The sequence below is a fragment of the Planctobacterium marinum genome (assembly GCF_020687805.1).
Lineage (GTDB): Bacteria > Pseudomonadota > Gammaproteobacteria > Enterobacterales > Alteromonadaceae > Planctobacterium > Planctobacterium marinum.
On sequence record NZ_JAJEWQ010000004.1, the window covers coordinates 523,141 to 541,177 of the forward strand.

Annotated in this window: 7 protein-coding genes; all 7 read right to left on the reverse strand. The window is 49.5% G+C overall.

What is annotated here, in order from left to right; genetic code table 11:
• On the reverse strand, positions 1 to 4,027 hold a 4,027-nt coding region (locus LJ740_RS15815), incomplete at its 3' end, for a hypothetical protein (RefSeq protein WP_229530077.1).
• Positions 4,024 to 8,646 carry a hypothetical protein gene (locus tag LJ740_RS15820; RefSeq protein WP_229530078.1) on the reverse strand — a complete coding sequence of 1,541 codons (4,623 nt, stop codon included), beginning with the start codon at positions 8,644 to 8,646 and terminating at the stop codon, positions 4,024 to 4,026. The genes LJ740_RS15815 and LJ740_RS15820, both read right to left, overlap by 4 nt.
• On the reverse strand, positions 8,631 to 9,419 hold the full coding sequence (locus tag LJ740_RS15825; protein ID WP_229530079.1) for a hypothetical protein: 789 nt from the start codon (positions 9,417 to 9,419) through the stop codon (positions 8,631 to 8,633). The genes LJ740_RS15820 and LJ740_RS15825 overlap by 16 nt, the downstream gene beginning before the upstream one ends.
• Positions 9,419 to 11,830, reverse strand: a complete 2,412-nt coding sequence (locus LJ740_RS15830; RefSeq protein ID WP_229530080.1) for a hypothetical protein — start codon at positions 11,828 to 11,830, stop codon at positions 9,419 to 9,421. The genes LJ740_RS15825 and LJ740_RS15830 overlap by 1 nt, the downstream gene beginning before the upstream one ends.
• Positions 11,827 to 15,006 (reverse strand): poly-gamma-glutamate biosynthesis protein PgsC/CapC, encoded by a 3,180-nt coding sequence (locus tag LJ740_RS15835; protein ID WP_229530081.1) that lies wholly within the window; start codon positions 15,004 to 15,006, stop codon positions 11,827 to 11,829. Before LJ740_RS15835 ends, LJ740_RS15830 begins: the two co-directional genes overlap by 4 nt.
• Entirely contained in the window at positions 14,999 to 15,370 is a 372-nt protein-coding gene (locus LJ740_RS15840) for a response regulator (RefSeq protein ID WP_229530082.1), read from the reverse strand. Before LJ740_RS15840 ends, LJ740_RS15835 begins: the two co-directional genes overlap by 8 nt.
• Positions 15,363 to 18,032, reverse strand: a complete 2,670-nt coding sequence (locus LJ740_RS15845; protein ID WP_229530083.1) for a hypothetical protein — start codon at positions 18,030 to 18,032, stop codon at positions 15,363 to 15,365. The genes LJ740_RS15840 and LJ740_RS15845 overlap by 8 nt, the downstream gene beginning before the upstream one ends.
• Positions 18,033 to 18,037: the final 5 nt, after the last annotated feature.

The following is an 18,037-nucleotide window of genomic DNA, read 5'->3' on the forward strand; positions in this document are numbered from 1 at the left end:
GACGTTTATTGATAGTCATCAGCAACCAGGCGGCCTTATTCAGGCTTATTCGCTGAGTAGCCAGATCTTTCAATATTTGTTTCGCCTTTCTGCCGCGGCGAATGGCGTCAAATACGTCTATCACCTCCTCTGCAATGGCATACAGGGGCTTCAGTAGGCGACCGGATGAGTTCTGGTTTTGTTGTTTCGCCGCCAGTTTATCCAGGTTGGCGTTAATTTTGTCAATGGCAAAGCGCGCCTCTTCCTGCAGGCTACGACTTTCCACGCTGATTGTTTCAAGGCTGGATTCGACCCCTTGTTGGTCCAGGCAGGTAAAAACCGGCATGGCTGCCAGGTCAGTTATTGCCTGCTCAAACTCCTCGCCAAATTCATCATTGAGTTTGTTCAGCAAGGTGGAAACCTTCTGCCACTGCTGCCAACTATACACAAAATCCAGGCCTGGTCCTTTGATGTTCTGCAGCCCTAAAATATCGGTATTGATGCCCGCAGGAACCGAACTGGCGATCGTTTTATTTAACTGATCCCCGGTAATATAGTAATCCTCCAGCAAACAGAGCTTGTGTTGAAACATCAGGTTAAAAAATTGATGGGCGTTTTCGATGGTGTCGTCATTTACCTTTTTACTGTCTTCCTGCAATAGCTGCTGGCCTTGCTGGAACTGCGTCAGTAGCGTCACCAGATAGGTTTGGCTGTAAGCATCTAATTGCTCCGGCAATGCCTTTTCAATCACGGCTTTTAGCTCTTTGAAATCCTCCGGCAGCTGCACTGTACCCTGCCATAGTTTGTCTATGTACTGGCGCAGTTGCTGCTCGGTTTGAGGCAGTAACAAAAAGTGCATTAATGCCTCGCAGTGAGCACGAAATTCACTGCGACTGAGTTCACTGGTTAGTGCTTCGTCTAAGCGTTCCTGCCAGGCTTCCATGGCGAACATATGAAAACCATTCAGGTTATTGCCAATAACAAAGTGTCGGTGAGCCGGGAACTCACGGGCAATCAGGCGCGCGAATACTTTGGAGCGGGGCGCCCGGTCGGCCCGGTTGTTGATGACGGTAACCAGATTAAAATCACCGTTTAACTGGCGCTCAATATTGTCGTAGCCCAGCCGTTTCCAGTTGGTCACCGCACCGTAGCGTTCATTGGCAGACATGCCATTGATAAAACGCATATTTCGACCCATTACCCTGGTATAAGGGAATACCTGCAGGACACCGATATCAGGCACAACGCGATCGGCCATCTCCTTGATGGCCATCGTGCGGGTTAATTGCATGTCTGCCGCCATTTTTGCCACCAGGGCTATGTTGGCGGGATGCTCCTCATAGGGAAAGCGGGCCAACAGATCCTCGGGTATGGTGGCAATATCCAGCCAGTCCACCTGTGTGAGTTTCGCCTGCTTTTGCTGTGCTTCCCGCTCCAGATAGGCCAGCATGTTTTCTTCGGTGGTCCAGACTTTGGATTTTGGCGCAATGAACCTGGCGATAACCTGCGGCACGTCGATGCCGGCGGGGCCCTGCAGATCTTCATGGTCGGGGAAACAATTGGTGATTGTGACCATATCGTCTTGCATCCATTGTCCCTGCAGAATATCGATATAGCGGGGCGTCAGACCCATACATTCCCAGCACATTACATCGGATTTTAATTTTGCCGCTAAGCGGGTGACAAAAGTCTGCTCCCAGATGGTGGCTTTATCATAGGGGCGAAACAAAAACATTTCCTGCAGTTTGCCATAGCGGGTGGCGTACAAAAACATGGCTTCACAGCCTGTGGTTTTTGATACCGTTGCCAGGCCAACCGAATTAACCAGCGCCGCCTTCAGCCGCTCAGTCCCGGACTTTCCACGCGTTCCCCAACCGCCAATTGTCATTGGGATCTGCTTGCGGGCTTGTTTTACCCGTTGGCTTAACCAACTGTGACTGCCCCAGAAAATTGCCATCATTACCAGGCAAAAGATCAGGATATGTTGAATGGTGTTCTGGTACACAGAGACAAAATAACGTTGGAAATCCTGATAGAACTGCACCACCGTGAGGGGGACTGCCAGATCAAAAAATCGAGCCACTGCCGGGGCAGGAGGCAGAGGGGTGTCGGAACCTTCTGCCAAATGACCATTGCAATGAATATTAAAGCCCAGCTTTTCTAATGCCCGGATATAGACGCCGGGAGCATCCGCATCGTAATCGACGTTGCGCAAGCGGGCGTAGTAGCTGAAACGAAAACTCAGCATGAATCTCGCTTTCAGGTTGTTGAGCAACCCTTTGGGCGGAAAAATCTCCGTTTTACCGGCGGCGTGATAGAGCAAGGTGCTCTTGCCTCTGCCGCCATTTTGCAAGGCTGAAATCAATTGATCGACAAGTGGCAGAAACGGCCGCCAGTGGCCTTCTTTGTCCATGTGCAGTGGTTCACCTGGCACGGTGGTCTGGCTGACTTCTGCCAGTCTGGCGGACGGGATAATGTGCCGGCTGTCGTAATGTCGACCTTTGAGGTGACTGTGATGTTGACGTTTATCGGTGGCCGGATGAAATAATTCGTGCCAGAAACGCCAAAACCGGAAGCGCATGGCTTCGCCAATTTGCAAATGCCGGTCTTTGATCTGAATGTTGAAACCGTGGCCGATATGCGCAGCTAACCAGCGTTTACCCTGCTCACTGGCCAGCGCTGCTTGCTGGGATTTGTCCAGGGCAATACGTTGTTCCGCGTTCTTGTTCAGTAGAGGCCGCAATAATTTTCCTAAGTCTGTTTGCAGGCTGGCCCAGACTTTTTCTCTGGCCTCGATAGCCAGATACTGAATACGTGGGGAACTATGGCGTTGCGCTAACTGTGATAATTCCTCCATACCGCGCAGGGCGACGGTTTGTTTATCCGATGCGTTGGTGGCGTATTGATGGTGCCAACTGACTATGGCCCGCAACAGCGCCTGAATGCGCAATTCACTGTGGTCTTTGTGCAGTTCCCGGGTTAACAACGCCAGACTAATACGCAGGTGTTGAATAAAAGGCAACTGGGTTACCAGGTAACAGTATACGGCGTCGCTTTTGTCCTGAAGTAGTCTGGCGACGATAGTCATCACCTGTTTCTCGTCGTCACACAAGGTCAGGGTTCGGATCACGCTTTGACGCACGGTTGGGCTGGGGTCGACAATTAGCTGCTGGTTTAACTGAAATATTTCAGGTTTGTTGAGGTAGTGCAGCGAAATAATATCTGCGATAGCTTCCCGAAAGAAAATTTGGTCCCGCTCTTCTTCGCGGTTCAGCCGGGTTTGGATCAGGTTGATGGCCTTGTTCAGGTCAGCTACGGCCAGCAGATTCAGCGCCTCAACCTGTAATTCTGGTTGCTGTTTGGCATCCAGCGAAAACCGGTAGGTGTAGCGCAATAACTCAGAACTGAGTAGGTGTGAGTCCTGGGCGTGAATTGACACCAGAATACTGCTCAGGTATTTAAACGCTGCTAACTGCACTTTCGGCTCAAAACCGTATCGTATCCAGGGCGTAAGCAGATTTTCTATTTTTAAGCGTTGCCAGTAGGCCAGCAGATCAATATCACTGTCTGAAAATGCTAATAAATCAAACAACGCGGCAATTCTGCCCATGATAAAGCTGGCATAAAATTCCTGATCTTTAATACGACTTTGCCAGCGCTCGCTTATGGCGTCTTCATCCAGCCAGCGAGAAAGCGCTCGGCGATCACCGGATAAATTGCTGTCTCCCAGGTAGCGGCAAAATTCCAGCAGCAATTCATCGCGATTGGCTTTTACCGCTTCCTGACTGATTTCGGTGTTAAAAATACGATAGCGATTGCGCAGCGAGTTCAGGCGTTGTTCGATGTCCTGTAGTGTCTGCGTCAGGATACCTATTGCCAACTTTAGGTTTTCAGCTGAATCGGCGGCATTGCCAGCGTCAGCCTGTTGATACCAAAGCTGGCTGAGTTGCCCGATATACCTGGCGTAAATTTTCTGCCAGAACGGGCTTAGTCCGGTTTCTAAAATGCCATTGAATTCAGACAGTCTGGCTTTGGCGCTCATGATCATTGTTGCTCTTGTTCGTTAGCCTGCCTGTCCAGCGCATGAAGCAGACCTTCTTGTTCACGCAGACTGGAAAAGGCCAGCGATTGCGGCAGGTAATCAGACACTCCCCGGTGTCCTGACTCGATATAGCTGAGTTGTAGCGACCAGTAGTTTTCCTTGTCGCTCAGGTTGCGCTCATACCCCAGACGCAGCCGCAAGTGGTTGTCTGATTGCCAGCTAAACCATTCAAGACCGGCTCCCAGACGTTGATTGAGTTCTTTGTCGTTGCGATCTGAATCGTCGAAATACTTTTGCCAGCGCCAGCCAATGTCCACAGCGACCCCCTGATAGTAGATCCGCGAGCCCAGAGTCAGGGCAATATTATCGATTAGCTGACTGTCTGACAGTTCATTGCTGGTGGCTTTCAGATCTGCCCAACTTTCAACATCGTGATACCACTTATAGCGTAGATTTTCCGCCAGGGTAAATCCGTATTTGTGGTCCAGTTTATATTGGCTGTAAACCGCGCTGGCATATTGCTCCGGCAGCCGGTCAGTATCCAGAATATTAGCAAACACGCCCAGGCTTACACGATTGTATAAGCGCCGGTTGAGCACATATTGCCAGTGAGCATCGGTCGATACTCTGGCAGACCAACCCCAGTCGTTGTCCTGATAACCTTGTTGTGCATTGACCGACAATCCCAACTGCAGCGCGATATTGTCTAACCATTGGGTATCCCACCAGTCAAATCTGGCGTGCAGACTTTCCTGCAGGTCAGACTGATAGCGACGTACCGCCAGTTCACTGCCATAAAAATATCGGCCGGTAACATCCTGGTCGCGAAAGAACAGGCGAAGTTGTTGATAACGGTTATTTTGTGCATCATCTTCACTGGGAGAGCGTTGCTGTGTGATCGCACCTTCCAGCCCCCAGGTGTAGTCTTTACGGGTATCTGTGCTGCGCAGTTTATTACTGGCAATAATCTGCACACCGCGTAATTCCGGCGATGGATATAGATCCAATGGCAGCACTTCAGAGGTCAACCCGTTGTCAGCGGCATTTTGCAGTTTCAACTGTAAAACCCGATGGCCCAGGTACGCCGGGTCTTCATCAAACCAGCTAAACATGCCCTGCTGCGCCTGTACAAATTGATGTCTGGCCAGGCCATTCTGATCAAAGCTGTCGATTCTCAACCAGCTTGCCTCGGGCAAGAAAATCTGAAAGGGTTCGCGTTGATCTGCCTGAAAAAGACGTAACCGCAGATCTTGAGGCTGTTCCTGCCAGTCGCCTTGAGCGTTTCTGAATTGCAGTTTTGCGATGATAGCATTTTGTCCGGAAAGGTAATCGGCAGACAGTGACAGGGTATGTTTGCCTGGCGTCAGTGGTAGCAACTGAGTTTTTAACTCACCGGTGCGCAGTTGCAGCGTGCTGTGTGCTTGCCCATTCAAGGTGATCAGCACGCGACTGGTTGCATCCCGTTGAAACAGGTGTTGCTGCGACTGAACCAATAATCGGTATTCTTCACCCGGTTTGGTGAGCAATTCGTAATTCAGGGTGCTTTGGGTGGCCAGCTTTTCCCAGTCCGGCTGATACGGGGTATATAACAGACGACCCCGGATTGCTTCCGGCGACAGAGGTTCATTGGTGCTGGTGCTGTAGAACGTGAACTTTTTAGTCTGGGTTGGAAAGTTTAATGCTACCCAACTGGCATATTTGTTGGCGCGTCTGAGAAGCATGTGTACAAAGGCGGAATCACTCAGTTGTGCTGCCTGCTGGTTAATCTGATTTAACTGGTTTTGTGTTGCTTCGCGTTCAAACTGGTACAGCTGATTCAGCAACTTGCGGTGTTGCTCCGTCAGACTGGGCAGATAACTGGCCGTGACGGCAAACTCTGCAATTTCGGCCGGTACAGACTGCCAATAGGCACATTCAAATTTCGGCTCGTCGACCGTATACCACCAATGCTGGTTTTGTGACCGGGTATTGTCTCTGACACAGCTGTCGGTGTGAAAGGTGGTTTGGGTTTCAGAGAGTGATTGCTGGATATTGATCACAACAGGGTGCTGTAGCGGACGAATCGTCAGTACTCCGGCTTTGGCCACTGCAACGGCAAATTTGTGGCCGGCACCTACGCTGGCTTCGGGGTGGCGCAAGGTGCTGCTGCGATAGTCGCTGTTGTTTAGGGGCAATTTGTAGTGCTGCTGATGTTGGGAAATACTTAACCAGTCATCATTACCGTGGAATTCAGCAAACCATTGCCGGGCAGTAAAATGTAATTTGGTTGCCGCAGAAAGGCTGATTTCTAAGGGATTATCCGGGGTAACCAGGTAATTTTTTTGGGGCACATTCAGTTCAACATTATGCAGTTGAATCACTGCCTGGCTGCGTATATGGGAGATAAAATCTTGCGCCGCTGACCGGATGTGCCTGTCGCCTGGTATGTTCGTTGGGGCGTCGACTGTGGCCTTTTTGTCTGTTGTCGGATGGAGTCGAAACAGGGCAGTGTCTGTCAACAGTTGTTTCCTGTCGCTGTCTTTGGCACTGAGCAGGGTAAACAGCGTGTAGTCGGGTTTGTTCAGGGTTAAATAAAGTCTGGCTAAGGCCAACCGCGCACTTTCCCTGAGTGCGGTCTGAAACTGTGCGCCCTGCATTACGTTGATGAGCAGATTGGTTTGTTCTGCCAGGTTATCTATGCTTTGGTAATGGGCTAATAAACGGGCAATAGCGAAGCCCTGAACCTCGTTGTCCGGATGATACAACACCAGTGCGGTGAGCAGGTTTTCAGCATAAGTTTGCCAGCCCGCTAACTGCAGATCACTGAACAACTGTGACCAAAATGACCAGTCCTGCATGCGGGGGTAAAGCAGCGCTTTTTGAATGCGCCTGCTTTCTGGCATGGAGTTGATCACCGGGTGATCTAATATGGCGCTGGTTATGCGTTGCTGTTGCAGCCAGGCTTGCCACATGTCCGGCACATCATCACCGTTAAATTCAAGCCCTTTCACCGCTTGATAGTGTTGATATTCCTGCCATAGGGGATGATGGGCCAGTTGTGTTACCTGCTCTGCGGCGGGCAGTGCTAACAGGGCTTGCCACTGGGGGCGGTCCAGTTCGGGCGTGCGCCGAATTTGATACCGAATGCGCACCGGCACATCGTTGTGTTCAGTGACTAACGTCAGGGTTTTCCAACCCGCTGGCAGATACAGGGTTTGCCTGGCTATATAGGCTGTGTCAGTTGCCCTGGCTTGCTGAGTTTGCCATGTGGTATTGCGCACATAGGCTTGCAGTTCAGGATCGGTAAACGTATTCAGTGTAGTGTAATGCTGATTATCCAGCAGTACTTTGATAATGGCGTCCTGGTGGTCTTGGGTCAGCATTTCTATGGCTATGCGATTGCTGGCCTGGTCGTGTGCTACCGAGAAGGACAAGGGGCTTTGCTGACTCAGCAGGGAAAAGCTGTTCGGGGTCTTGTGCTGTGCGATATGGATTTGGGATGCGGCTAAATCTGGGTGTTGTCGGGTTTCACCGGCAAAATCCCAGCGGCGTGTTTCAGCCTGGATTTGTTGTTCCCTGAATCCCCCGGAAGCAGAAGCGGTCAGGGTCTTTTCGGCCAACCAGCGATTCGTTGCCTGATGAGCCATGCTGTTCAGTATAAGGGTATCGCTTAACGCCGGGGAGGACTGTTTGTGCCAGTCTGCATGCAGGGCGCTTTCCTGTTTTTTACGGGTTACAGCCGGGACGCTCAGAGTCTGATAATTGGCATCGAATAACCAGTCTGCCTGCATCGACTGAACCCGCATCCAGGTGGGAGCGGTGGATTTGAGGCTTACCTCGTCATCTTCGGTGGCACTAAACTGAGTGCTTGTCATGACTTTAACTGTTTCTGTTTCCGGTACAAATGCGGTTTTCGCAGAGTGGTTGCTAAATATCGGTGCTATCTGAGCCTGGCCCAGGTGAGGCTGAATTTGCAAAAACTCAACGGCGCTGTTTTGCCATTGCTGACTGGTGGGTTGCAGAGACTCCAGCCAGTACTCCTGCTCGGCTGCAACGGCTACGGTCCCGGCCTGTTGACTCTGAAAAAAGTCATCGCTGCGATTATCGGTGCGTTTAAAGCGTTTACTGTCTGCCTCCGTTGGAGAGAGCCAGGACAAAGGAGCAAAGTCCCTCAGGGCTTTTTGCTGACCGCTGAAAACCGCGATATTCAGATCGCTGTTTTGGGCATTGGTTATCTGTAAAACACGGTCATAACTGACCGCAGGTAACAGCGCGCTGACCGGCGTTAAGGTAATTTGCTGGCTGATACCTGGAGTGTCAGACAGTAACAGCGAGACCTGATTTATCTCTAGCTCAGCTTCTGTACGGAAGCGCTCAGGCGTAATTTTTTGGTTTTCATCGTCATGAAACTGCAGGTAAAAGTGGCGTTCGGCGGGCAACAGCACCTTAACGCTATGTTGCGTTTCCAGCGTGAATGTTGGGCTACTAAAAGGAATATGTTGTTGCGCTTCAGTAAACAGACCGTCCCGGAGCGTTATTTTTTCCCAGTTGACTACCTGTTGCTCTGGCAAATTTTGCGCGAGCGCGGGCCGCACCAGCAATAGTGATGCACACAGAATTAACATTGTCTTTAATTTAATAAACACGAAATGATTTCTTCCGGTAGTTCATTGGCGACAAAAGCCTGACGTAGGGGCGTTGACATCTCAATATGCAAAAAGCTTACCTTGTTGGGGGAGACACTGCGGATGAGTTTTCCCACGGGATTGATAGTGGCACCTAATTCGAATACATCCCGGCCATAGACCCGTGCCAACAGCCCCATATTATCGCGTAAACAGCTTTGCATGGTCAGAAAGCCTGGCGACGGGACATCAGTCCCATTGCTGATGATAAAATCACTGGCGGCACCGCTGTCGGATTTGCGGGTTGCCGGATTAAAGCCGTGTAACTGAATAACGGCAACGGATTTATCCAGGTCCATAAAGGCCGCAACAACCGCAGTGAATAAAGAGTGTTGTATTCGTGACATGTCGCTGTTTTCAGTTTCGTGACGGTGTTCTGTGTTTTGCATCATGATATCGGGCCGGTGACTGTGGTACGCCGGCAGAGCAAACCAGGTTTCACCGATGGTTTTCGTGTGCAGATCAAAAAACGCATGGGGTATCTGCAACAGGCGAATATCTTCCTGCTTTAAGGGCAGGTGTATCCAGAGTTCGCCTTGCCGTGCATTGCGGGTGTGAAGATGCAGTTTGCCTTCGGTTTGCTGGCTTTGCAGGTATGTCAGTCCGGATGCCGGCGTACCGGTGTACAGCGCCATGATATCGTTTTTGACTTGCGTAAAGGCTTCTTCACTCAGTTCGACAGCGTGAACCGGGAACATTGAGCAGCATAAAATGACTAACAATATTTTGTACATTAGTGCTCCAACTCGTTGCGGTAACGTTCGATGATAGGCGTAGGCTGAATTACCCGCTTGACGATCGAAACATAAACTTCATCACCCTGCTGATGGGACAATTGAATGCGGTGTGCACTGTTGCTGATATCCTCATCCAGCAACAGAGAAAAGGTTTGTCGACCGATTATGGTACGTTTCCCTGATAACTGATAACCGTTGTAGCGCTCAGTGGCATTTATCTGATATCGGCGTTTTAGCAGAGTATGCGCTGTGTTGATGTTCGGATTTCGACTGGCATCCTGTATTTCAATATCCAGTATCACCGGCTCCGGTGTGGTTTGATATAGTACAAAGGACAACATTTCCTGGGTAGATTGCTTGGTGTTGTTCAGTTGTACGGTGTCGCCACTTGTCACCAGCAAGGCCCTGCGTTGTTGCCATTGGCTGGCCTGTCGCGGTAATCCATTTCGCCACCATTGTACATCCGGGGCATCCAGCGCTATGGTGCCGGTTAAGCTGCCGCCCATAACGGATTCATCCACTAATCCCCATTGCCCGGCGATCCAGAAAGGGGGTTGCGGCACATCATTTTTGCGCCAGGTGATTTGCACTGGTCGGGCACTGTCGCGATTGAAAAACAGTCGCCCGGCAACGGGTTTGCTTAATTTTTCCGCTGATGCAAAGTGAGGAAAAGTCGTCAATGAAGCGAAATTTAATGCACTATTTTCTTCCAACGCAACGGGTTGTCCCGGGTAGGGGTTTTCAACCATGATGTCGCTGAGTGTCAGGGTACTAAAGTCATCGAGCAGTGTCTGATAGGTTTCATCGGGATCTACCTCTGGTCGTTCGTCCAGCAGACTGTCGTGATAATTTTTTAGCAGTCGGATGTTGCCCAGATTAACTTCCTGCTCCCAACTATCAGGACGCATGGCAAACCAGTCAGGGACACCTGCCGGATAATCAAACCAGTCTCTTTTTTCTTCCGGAAGAGTACGCATTGAAGGCATATTACTGAGCCGGGTGAACACCGAAACCAAAACTGGTTGGCTGCTGGACAGTTCCAGAAACTGTGCGGCTTTGCTCACCTGCAAATACAATTCTTGCTTTTGCCCCAGCCAGTTAAAAAATTCTTCATTGGCCAGCTGATTGTTTTTCTCCGGTACGAACTCCGGATGTATTGAATGCTGTTGTAACTGTTGTGAGTCGGTCAGCACACGCACGTCAACAAGGGCATTCGGGCCAGTGGACAGTGATTGTTCGGCAAAGGCACGAACCTGAACCTTGTATGGGGTCAGCTCACTGTCACCCTGAGACAGTGAAAAGCGCAATGGTTTGCCCGGGGATAAAATAACGGTATTGGCAAAATGGTCGTGTTCCTGCACATAACCGGATTCAGCAAATAACGCCAGAGACAGGGGAACCGAAGAGGTAAAGCTCACCAGTCCGGGTTTTAACGCAATGCGCTGTGAAAATTGCTTGCCGGTATAGGTGAAACTGCGTTTTTGTTCCAGACTGTCTTCCAGGTTAAACCAACTCATGTGTAGTTTAAAGGCACGGTCTGTAAACGCGTGTTCGCCTGCAATGCGATATTGTCCGGCAACCTCTATTGGGAACGAAACCTGTTTGTAGGCATCCGCATGGTGTTCATACTGGCTCAGCAGGTGCTTTTTGGTGGCGATATCCGTCAGGGGCACCCGGTAAATTAATACAGACTGATAATCCTGATCCTCATCGCCACTGGGCACTAAGGGTTGCCAGCGATATTCTGCGAGATTGGCTTTCTCGGTATCGCTCAAAAAAGCAGTGTCAAATGGATAGTACTGCAACAGATTGTCTTTTTGTTTCACTGATAATCGTTGCCATAAATCTATCGGCTTAACGCGGCTGCTGCGCTGTACATGCTGATAGGCACGCACTGCCACCTCTTTGATATTGTCGCTTTTCACAATTTGCGAAATGACCAACCGGGACGCACCTTCAGGCAGGGTGATATGCAGATTTTCCATTGCCGCCAGGCGGGCGTTGGAATCATTTAAAAATGCCTCTGGTACCAGTTGTTGGTTTGCTTTTAGTTCCACTTTTCGGGTGGCCAGCGCATGGTGATGGAACTGGTTTTCAAACAGAATATTGCCACGACTGTCCAGTACCTGAACCTTCAGGTGATAGGGATAACGCGCGGTTTTATTGTCTGCGCCTGACAGGATGGCCGCAGAGGAAATCCACAACTTTTGTGGTGACTGGGTAAGCCGGTAATCCAGGTGCGTATCCGGCGGTAAGATATAGCTTCTGGAGATATCCAGTTTTACACTGTCGGGAATGGGTTGCGATACCCGCTGTAATCCGCTGTCGGACAGCAGTGTTTGCACAATAACCCACAGCGCAGCGATGGCCATTGCCAGCATTATCAGGTGCTTTATCAGTCTCATCATTGCGGCTGTACCTCACCGGGTGTCAACCACAGATAGCGGGATTCAACAAAACGGCTTAACGCATCGGGGGATGAGGAGGCCAGTGTTTTTTGATTCAGGCTATTGAGGTTGATGGCGGAAATAATGTTCTCTTCGCTGTCCAGAATTAAAATAAATTGCTGCAAGGTGGAACTGTCTAACAGGTATCCCAGGCGGGCGTTGTGCAACTGTTCAAAGGCGTCATAGAAACTGTGAATATTGCGGGATTTGGCATAGCTGAGTAGCGCCGGGTGAATACCCTGATTGTAGGTGTCGGGATTCGGGTTGATACCAAAACTGCGGATATCCCGTCTGAACACCGGTAGACCCAGTAATCTCGCGTGTTGTTCTTCTATTTTAATGGCTTCGGTCGCCTTAAAGCTGTCTCTGATCAGTGGGCTCAACCAGATGGTGACATACTGATCTAACGCCAAGTAATTGAGGTAGTCGATTTGCTGACTGGTGCTTTGGTAATAGGGTGAGGTGATAAAGTCGCCATTGACGAAACGATAGCTCAGCCCCAGATCCTGCAGTTCCTGTAACAAGAATTGAGTTTGTTGGCCCGGACTATATTGGTTGATATTGCGCCACAGGCTGAGCATTGCCATTTCCTGAGGAAACGGCCGGGATTCCTGAAAGGAAAAACTGCGCAATAACACCGGCGTGGGCGCCTGATGTTCAAATTCTTTGGTAATGGCCATAAACATTGTGTGATACAAAGTGTGCCGGTTCCCGGCCAGGGCCACGTTGCTGCTGCCGTCCGGGTTTGCCCAGGGGTGAGTCCCGGAGAGTAGTAAAAAACGATTTTGTAATTTGTTAAACAGGGCGGCACCAAACTCAAAACTGGTGCGATCGTAAAAGGGATTGGGCACCTGTACCAGATAATTGGTTTGTGCTGTCAGATTGATAACTAACGTAGCCCAGTTTTTTCTTTGATTGGATTCTGCCCACAGGGGTTGCTCTTCTACAATTAAAAACTCTTTGCCGGTCAGTGGTTGTTGCAGTACCCGAAATTCGTAACCGACACTGGCGGCCTGCCAGTTGAGTCGTTGTAATTCATCACGGCTTTGCTGCGTCCAGCCTTGCTGATTGAATTGTTTCAACCAGGACATTAAAGGCAAAAGTATGTCCTGGTGCCAGAATAGCAGTTCGTTTTCCGTCGGGATCTGAAAGGCATTACTGCCTTTTTTAGCGATGTATTCTTTGCGTTCCAGTAACCAGGAGATGAGATAACCTTCCACGTTATTCACCTGGTTTTCCCGCGCATCGGTTTGGTACACTTCAATACGGGCCAGGGCACTGCGCATTTCCCGGTTGTTCAGGGTTAATTGCGCAATGCCAAACTGATCATGTTGCCATTGTGGTGACGCCTTGTTGTCCAGCCAGGTTATTTCCAGCTCTGAGACAACGCTGTTTAGCAATGCCAGTGGTATATCCTGGGGTAGTGAGCGCAGCACCTGCAGGCTATTTTGTGCCTCGCTGCTCGCCCGGTTGAGTTGTTTGCGTTTTTCTGTGAGTTTCAGATCGCCGCGGATTTGCAGCACATTGTGTTGGCTGAATGCTTCATGTGCAGCCTGGAAAAACCCCTCTTGCAGACCGGAATCAAACACATATTCCCCGGAACTTTGCAATTGGTAGGACAGGTCGATAAACAATGCCCGGCTTTGCAGCTTTTCGAACAATGCCAGGCCCAGGGTAGCGGAACCCAAATCGGCTCTGGCCTGAGTGACTTCAACCACCAGTTGAGATTCCGGTTTAAGTCTAATGGCGTAAAACCCAATCCCCTCTTTGTGCAGCAGCAGTACCTTGCTTTCAAGTACCCAGAGTTCAGCATCAATCTGATTAGCCAAATCTTCCAATTGTTTTAGCTGGTCATCCAGTTGCACTGGCGACAGTGTGGCGCTTAGCTGCATTAATACGTTAAATGCCTGAACCTGTTCAGTACCAGGATCGGTTGGGCGCACAGTGGAGAAAAAGGACACTGGCCTGATTTCAGCGTAAACATCCCGCACCTGTTGTTGACTGTATTTCAGGTGGCGACGCTGTTCTGCATCCGGGGGCAGGGCGGCGTCATTGCTCCACAAGGTCAGAGCAAAGCCGATAATCGTCGCCAGGGCAATACCCACAAATGAAATGAAAAGCGTGCTGACCGCCATTTTTACTGCGATTTTTTTCTGATAGATTTTAATGGCAAGCAAGGTAGATACTATGTAGCCAAAGCCAAAATAATCGGAAATTTTGGCCGTAGGCAACAGTTCTATTAAGGCAAATCCCAGCAGTATTTTGTAGAAAAATCCGATGTTGAAAAACAACAGTAGCAGACGCCCGCCTTCGAATGTAATGCCCCGCAACAAAGGTGTGCGCAAGGCCAATAACCCCAACAACAAAATGACACCCGCTTCAACAAAGGTAAACAGTAATTTTTCGGGTTGATACCACTGCAAAGCCAGGAGGGCCGGAATAAGAATACCGTTGAACTCCCAACCAAATTGCAGGTTCATACGGGACGCAATAAAGGCGGTGGTTAACAGGATGATGTAGGCTTTTGGACTGGACAATAATGAGGTGGCCAGATCTTCATACATATAATTCAGGCCACCGATATTGAAATTCGTTAACGGAATTAGCAGCCATTGAATAATCAGGAAGGTCAGGCCCAGATACAGAAACAGGGATTTGCTGCCCTTGACGATACCGCCCATCCACATTTGATTGGCAATCAGTGCGACGATGATCAACCCAAAGCTTTGCAGGTTATTGCGGAGATCGTATTCACCAAACCAGTCTCCGGTGAACTCGATGGCCAGTGGAATGGCGAAAAAATCCAGACAAATTCGCACTAAAACCGATAATAAAATCAGTGCGAAAAAGCGATCCCGGCCAAACATCTCTGAGTAGCCAAAGCGGACCATGAGCTTATTTGCCAGCAGCCAGGCGAGGCCGTAAGTGATATAGGCCTCAACCAGTACCACCATGGCACTGGCAGGTTTAACAAAAAACAAAGGTACCAAGTAACCCGGCACCACCAACCCTGCCAATGTGGTGCCGAAACGGGCATTGAGAAAAACCACCACACAAACACCCACCCACACCGTGGTAATCACAGAGCTTTGCAGCGCACCGGGCGGGAACAGGGTTAGTTGCAGAAAATCAGGCATTTAACAGCACTTGTGCGTCAAGCAGTTGTTCCGGTGTCAGCGGCTTTTCCAACACTTCGCGAACAAAAGGATAGGCGCGAATTTTTGCCAGCTCCTGGGCATCGTTGATACCGGAAATGACGATGGTCGGGATTGCCAGACCCGCTTCCTGCATCCATTCCAGCAGGCCCGCGCCGTCCAGGTTTGGCATCACCAGGTCAGTGACCATGTAATCAAAAGACTGACTTTCCAACAGGCGCTTTGCCATCAGCCCGTCGTTTGAGACCACCACCGTGAGCCCCAGATCGCTGAGCCACATCTGCGTCATCATGGCTAACATAGGTTGGTCTTCAACCAGTAATACCGTTTTGTTGTTATCAGTCATTCAGGTTAATTCCTTCAATCAGGATAGAAAGCCGATAGCCTCTGCCAACACGGGATTTTAACCGGCAATCAATGCCCGCATCTTTGGCTGATTTCAGCGCCATTAATAATTCTGACAGCAGGGTTTGTTCGCCAATGATGGCATTTTGTTGGTACATTTTTTCCAGTTGTTCATTGGGTAAACCATAACCGTCGCTTTCAATTTTCAGATACAAAATGTCAGCATCATTTTTAACCAGCTGTTTGCCGATGATGCGGATTTTCTTTGGTGCGATCGCATCATCCGCCAACAGCCTGAATCCTTGTATCAGCAAATGTTCAAAGTTTTCCGGAGAGCCCAGCCCCATGGTGGCAAATGCGGGGAGGCGGTTGACGAATGTCACATCTCGCCAGATGCTGCTGTTTTGCTGTGGTGACTGGCAATGGGCGATCTGTCGTTCCAGAATATCCAACGGATTAAATGGGATAGCGTGGCTGTCTTTCTTAGCTGACATGCGGCTCATAAAGTAATGCGTACGTCGGGTCAGGTCCGCGGCGGTTTTTAATTCGATGTTCATAAAGGTGGCTATTTCATTCACCAGCGGCATATTGGCTTTTCGTTCAATTTGCAACAGCCCCATTTGCAGAGTCGACAGGTGATTTTTAATGTGCACCATATAGTGATCATGCAGGCCGCGCTCAACGTCCAGGTATGCCTGAACTTCTTTCAGATCCAGGATTTCTACCATCAGTCCATTCAGATTCAAATGTAAATCCGCTTGCATTAAGGAGCTGCTGTCAAACTGACAGGACGAGACGACAACGACATATTTGCCTTCGCCTATCGTAGTGAAATAGCGGGTTCTTTTGCGCGTTTGCTCCAGCGTAGTTTGGCGGATCAGGTTTTTAACACTGTCGTCACTGATGGGCAGCAGGGTTTTGAGAAATTCATAGGCGTTGCAATTCTCCGGTTTTAACTGGTGTTCTTCAGCCAGTTTTAGCATTGCACTGTTTTCTAGCGTGATGCGGCCAAAAATATCAAAAACCATCAGCGGTGTTGCCAGGTTGGCCTGTAAACCGCGCTGATATTCCAGTTGCTCAAATAAGTAAGACGTACCTTTGGCGATAAAGTTAATACTTTGGTTTTCACTGTTGCTGAATCGGCGACGGCTTATCAGTCCGGTTTGCCTGCTGGATTTAGCTTGTTGTTGCAGATTGAGCAGTGTGCTGATGTGGATGGCAAACTGATTCACCTGTTCCAGCAATATTTTCAGCCGGTCATTGTCCTGTTCAAAAGTGGTGAGCGCCCAAAAGCCTAAAATATGGGTGCCCTTGTAAAACGGCACCAGAATTTCCTGCTCATCCGCCTGTTTTTGTTTGAAAAACGGACGGTCAATGACGATGGCCTGTTTGTCTTTGACTGCCTGTTCATAGGGCTCGCGGCGTATATCTCTGCGCATTTCATTGATTGCAGCCAGGTTGCAATTGATGGCAGAGATCTCTGTTAATCTGAAGTCTCCTTTTTGCAATTCTAAAAAAATGCAACGATGTAATTGCAGGTTCTGGGATACCATGTTGGCTATGTTGTGCCAAAACGCCGCGCTTGTATCTTCGCCGGATGCGGCCAATCGGAATTCATTTTTCACCTGTTCCTGTAAGCTATTGAGGGCACTCTGTCGATAACGTCTGAGTCGCCACTCCAGGGCAAACAGCAGGATAAGGCACGAATTTAGAAGCTCCATGACAGGTGCAATCAATCCACTTAGCTGAGCTATTGGTATACTGATGCCTGGCAGTAACAAACAATACAATACCGTAGTGCTGCGTTTCAGATGAGTTGGGCTGGCAAGATAAACTAGCGCCATTAACAGTATGACGACGGCAATCAACACCAGACGGTCACGGATAGTCAGTTCTGTTTTGTACAGTTGGTTTTCGTAGGCATGTAAAGCGGCAGCCTGATACTGCACCGGATGCCAGCCAAGGGATGAGTTGTTGTAGGGCACCCAAATGGTTGCATCCATCAGATTAAAATCAGCTATATAATAGACGTCTTTGCCTGCCAGCATACGGTCCAGCAGTTCGGGTTGCGCAAACAGTTCAGGAGTGACAATGGCAGAGTTTAAGGCTACCCTGGCAAAATCTATCAACAGATCTTCGGTTGCATCTGAAAACGCCGGATAAAGCGCCGCCGTGGGGGAGTTAAACTGGTTTATTCTGCGGGGAATAGTGATGGCTGTGCCGTTGGTTTGATACGGAGATATAAGGTAGCCTGCACTGGGTGTCCAGTCACTGTTTTGCACATATATGCGTTGTCCGTCTGTGGAAAAACTGCGTTGCGGGATCTTAACCGAATAGACTTTGGGATGTTCCAGTAAACGTGCACTGGATTCCGCCAATGGACTATCTGGCAGCAACCAAAATATTCTCGATGCCGGACTATTTATCAATTGCTTGAGTTGCTGCTCTGGTGCGTCGTCGTCGCCGGGCTGAACGGACATGGTCGGTGAATCAGTGGCGATCACAAACGAAGCAGTCAGGTTGTCATCCGGTGAGAACCATATCGTCTGAAAGGCCAGGTTAGCAGCGCGGTTCAGATTGTGGTATTCCAACACGAAAAAACTGGTAAAAACCAGTGTAATCGTAAATAAAAACGGAATTATCGAGCGCCTGTTAAAATCCAATCCGG

Coding starts and splice junctions, on each gene's coding strand:
- LJ740_RS15840 (WP_229530082.1), bottom strand. CDS start 15,370: ATGACTGATAACAACAAAACGGTATTACTGGTTGAAGACCAACCTATG.
- LJ740_RS15835 (WP_229530081.1), bottom strand. CDS start 15,006: ATGCCTGATTTTCTGCAACTAACCCTGTTCCCGCCCGGTGCGCTGCAA.
- LJ740_RS15825 (WP_229530079.1), bottom strand. CDS start 9,419: ATGTACAAAATATTGTTAGTCATTTTATGCTGCTCAATGTTCCCGGTT.
- LJ740_RS15830 (WP_229530080.1), bottom strand. CDS start 11,830: ATGATGAGACTGATAAAGCACCTGATAATGCTGGCAATGGCCATCGCT.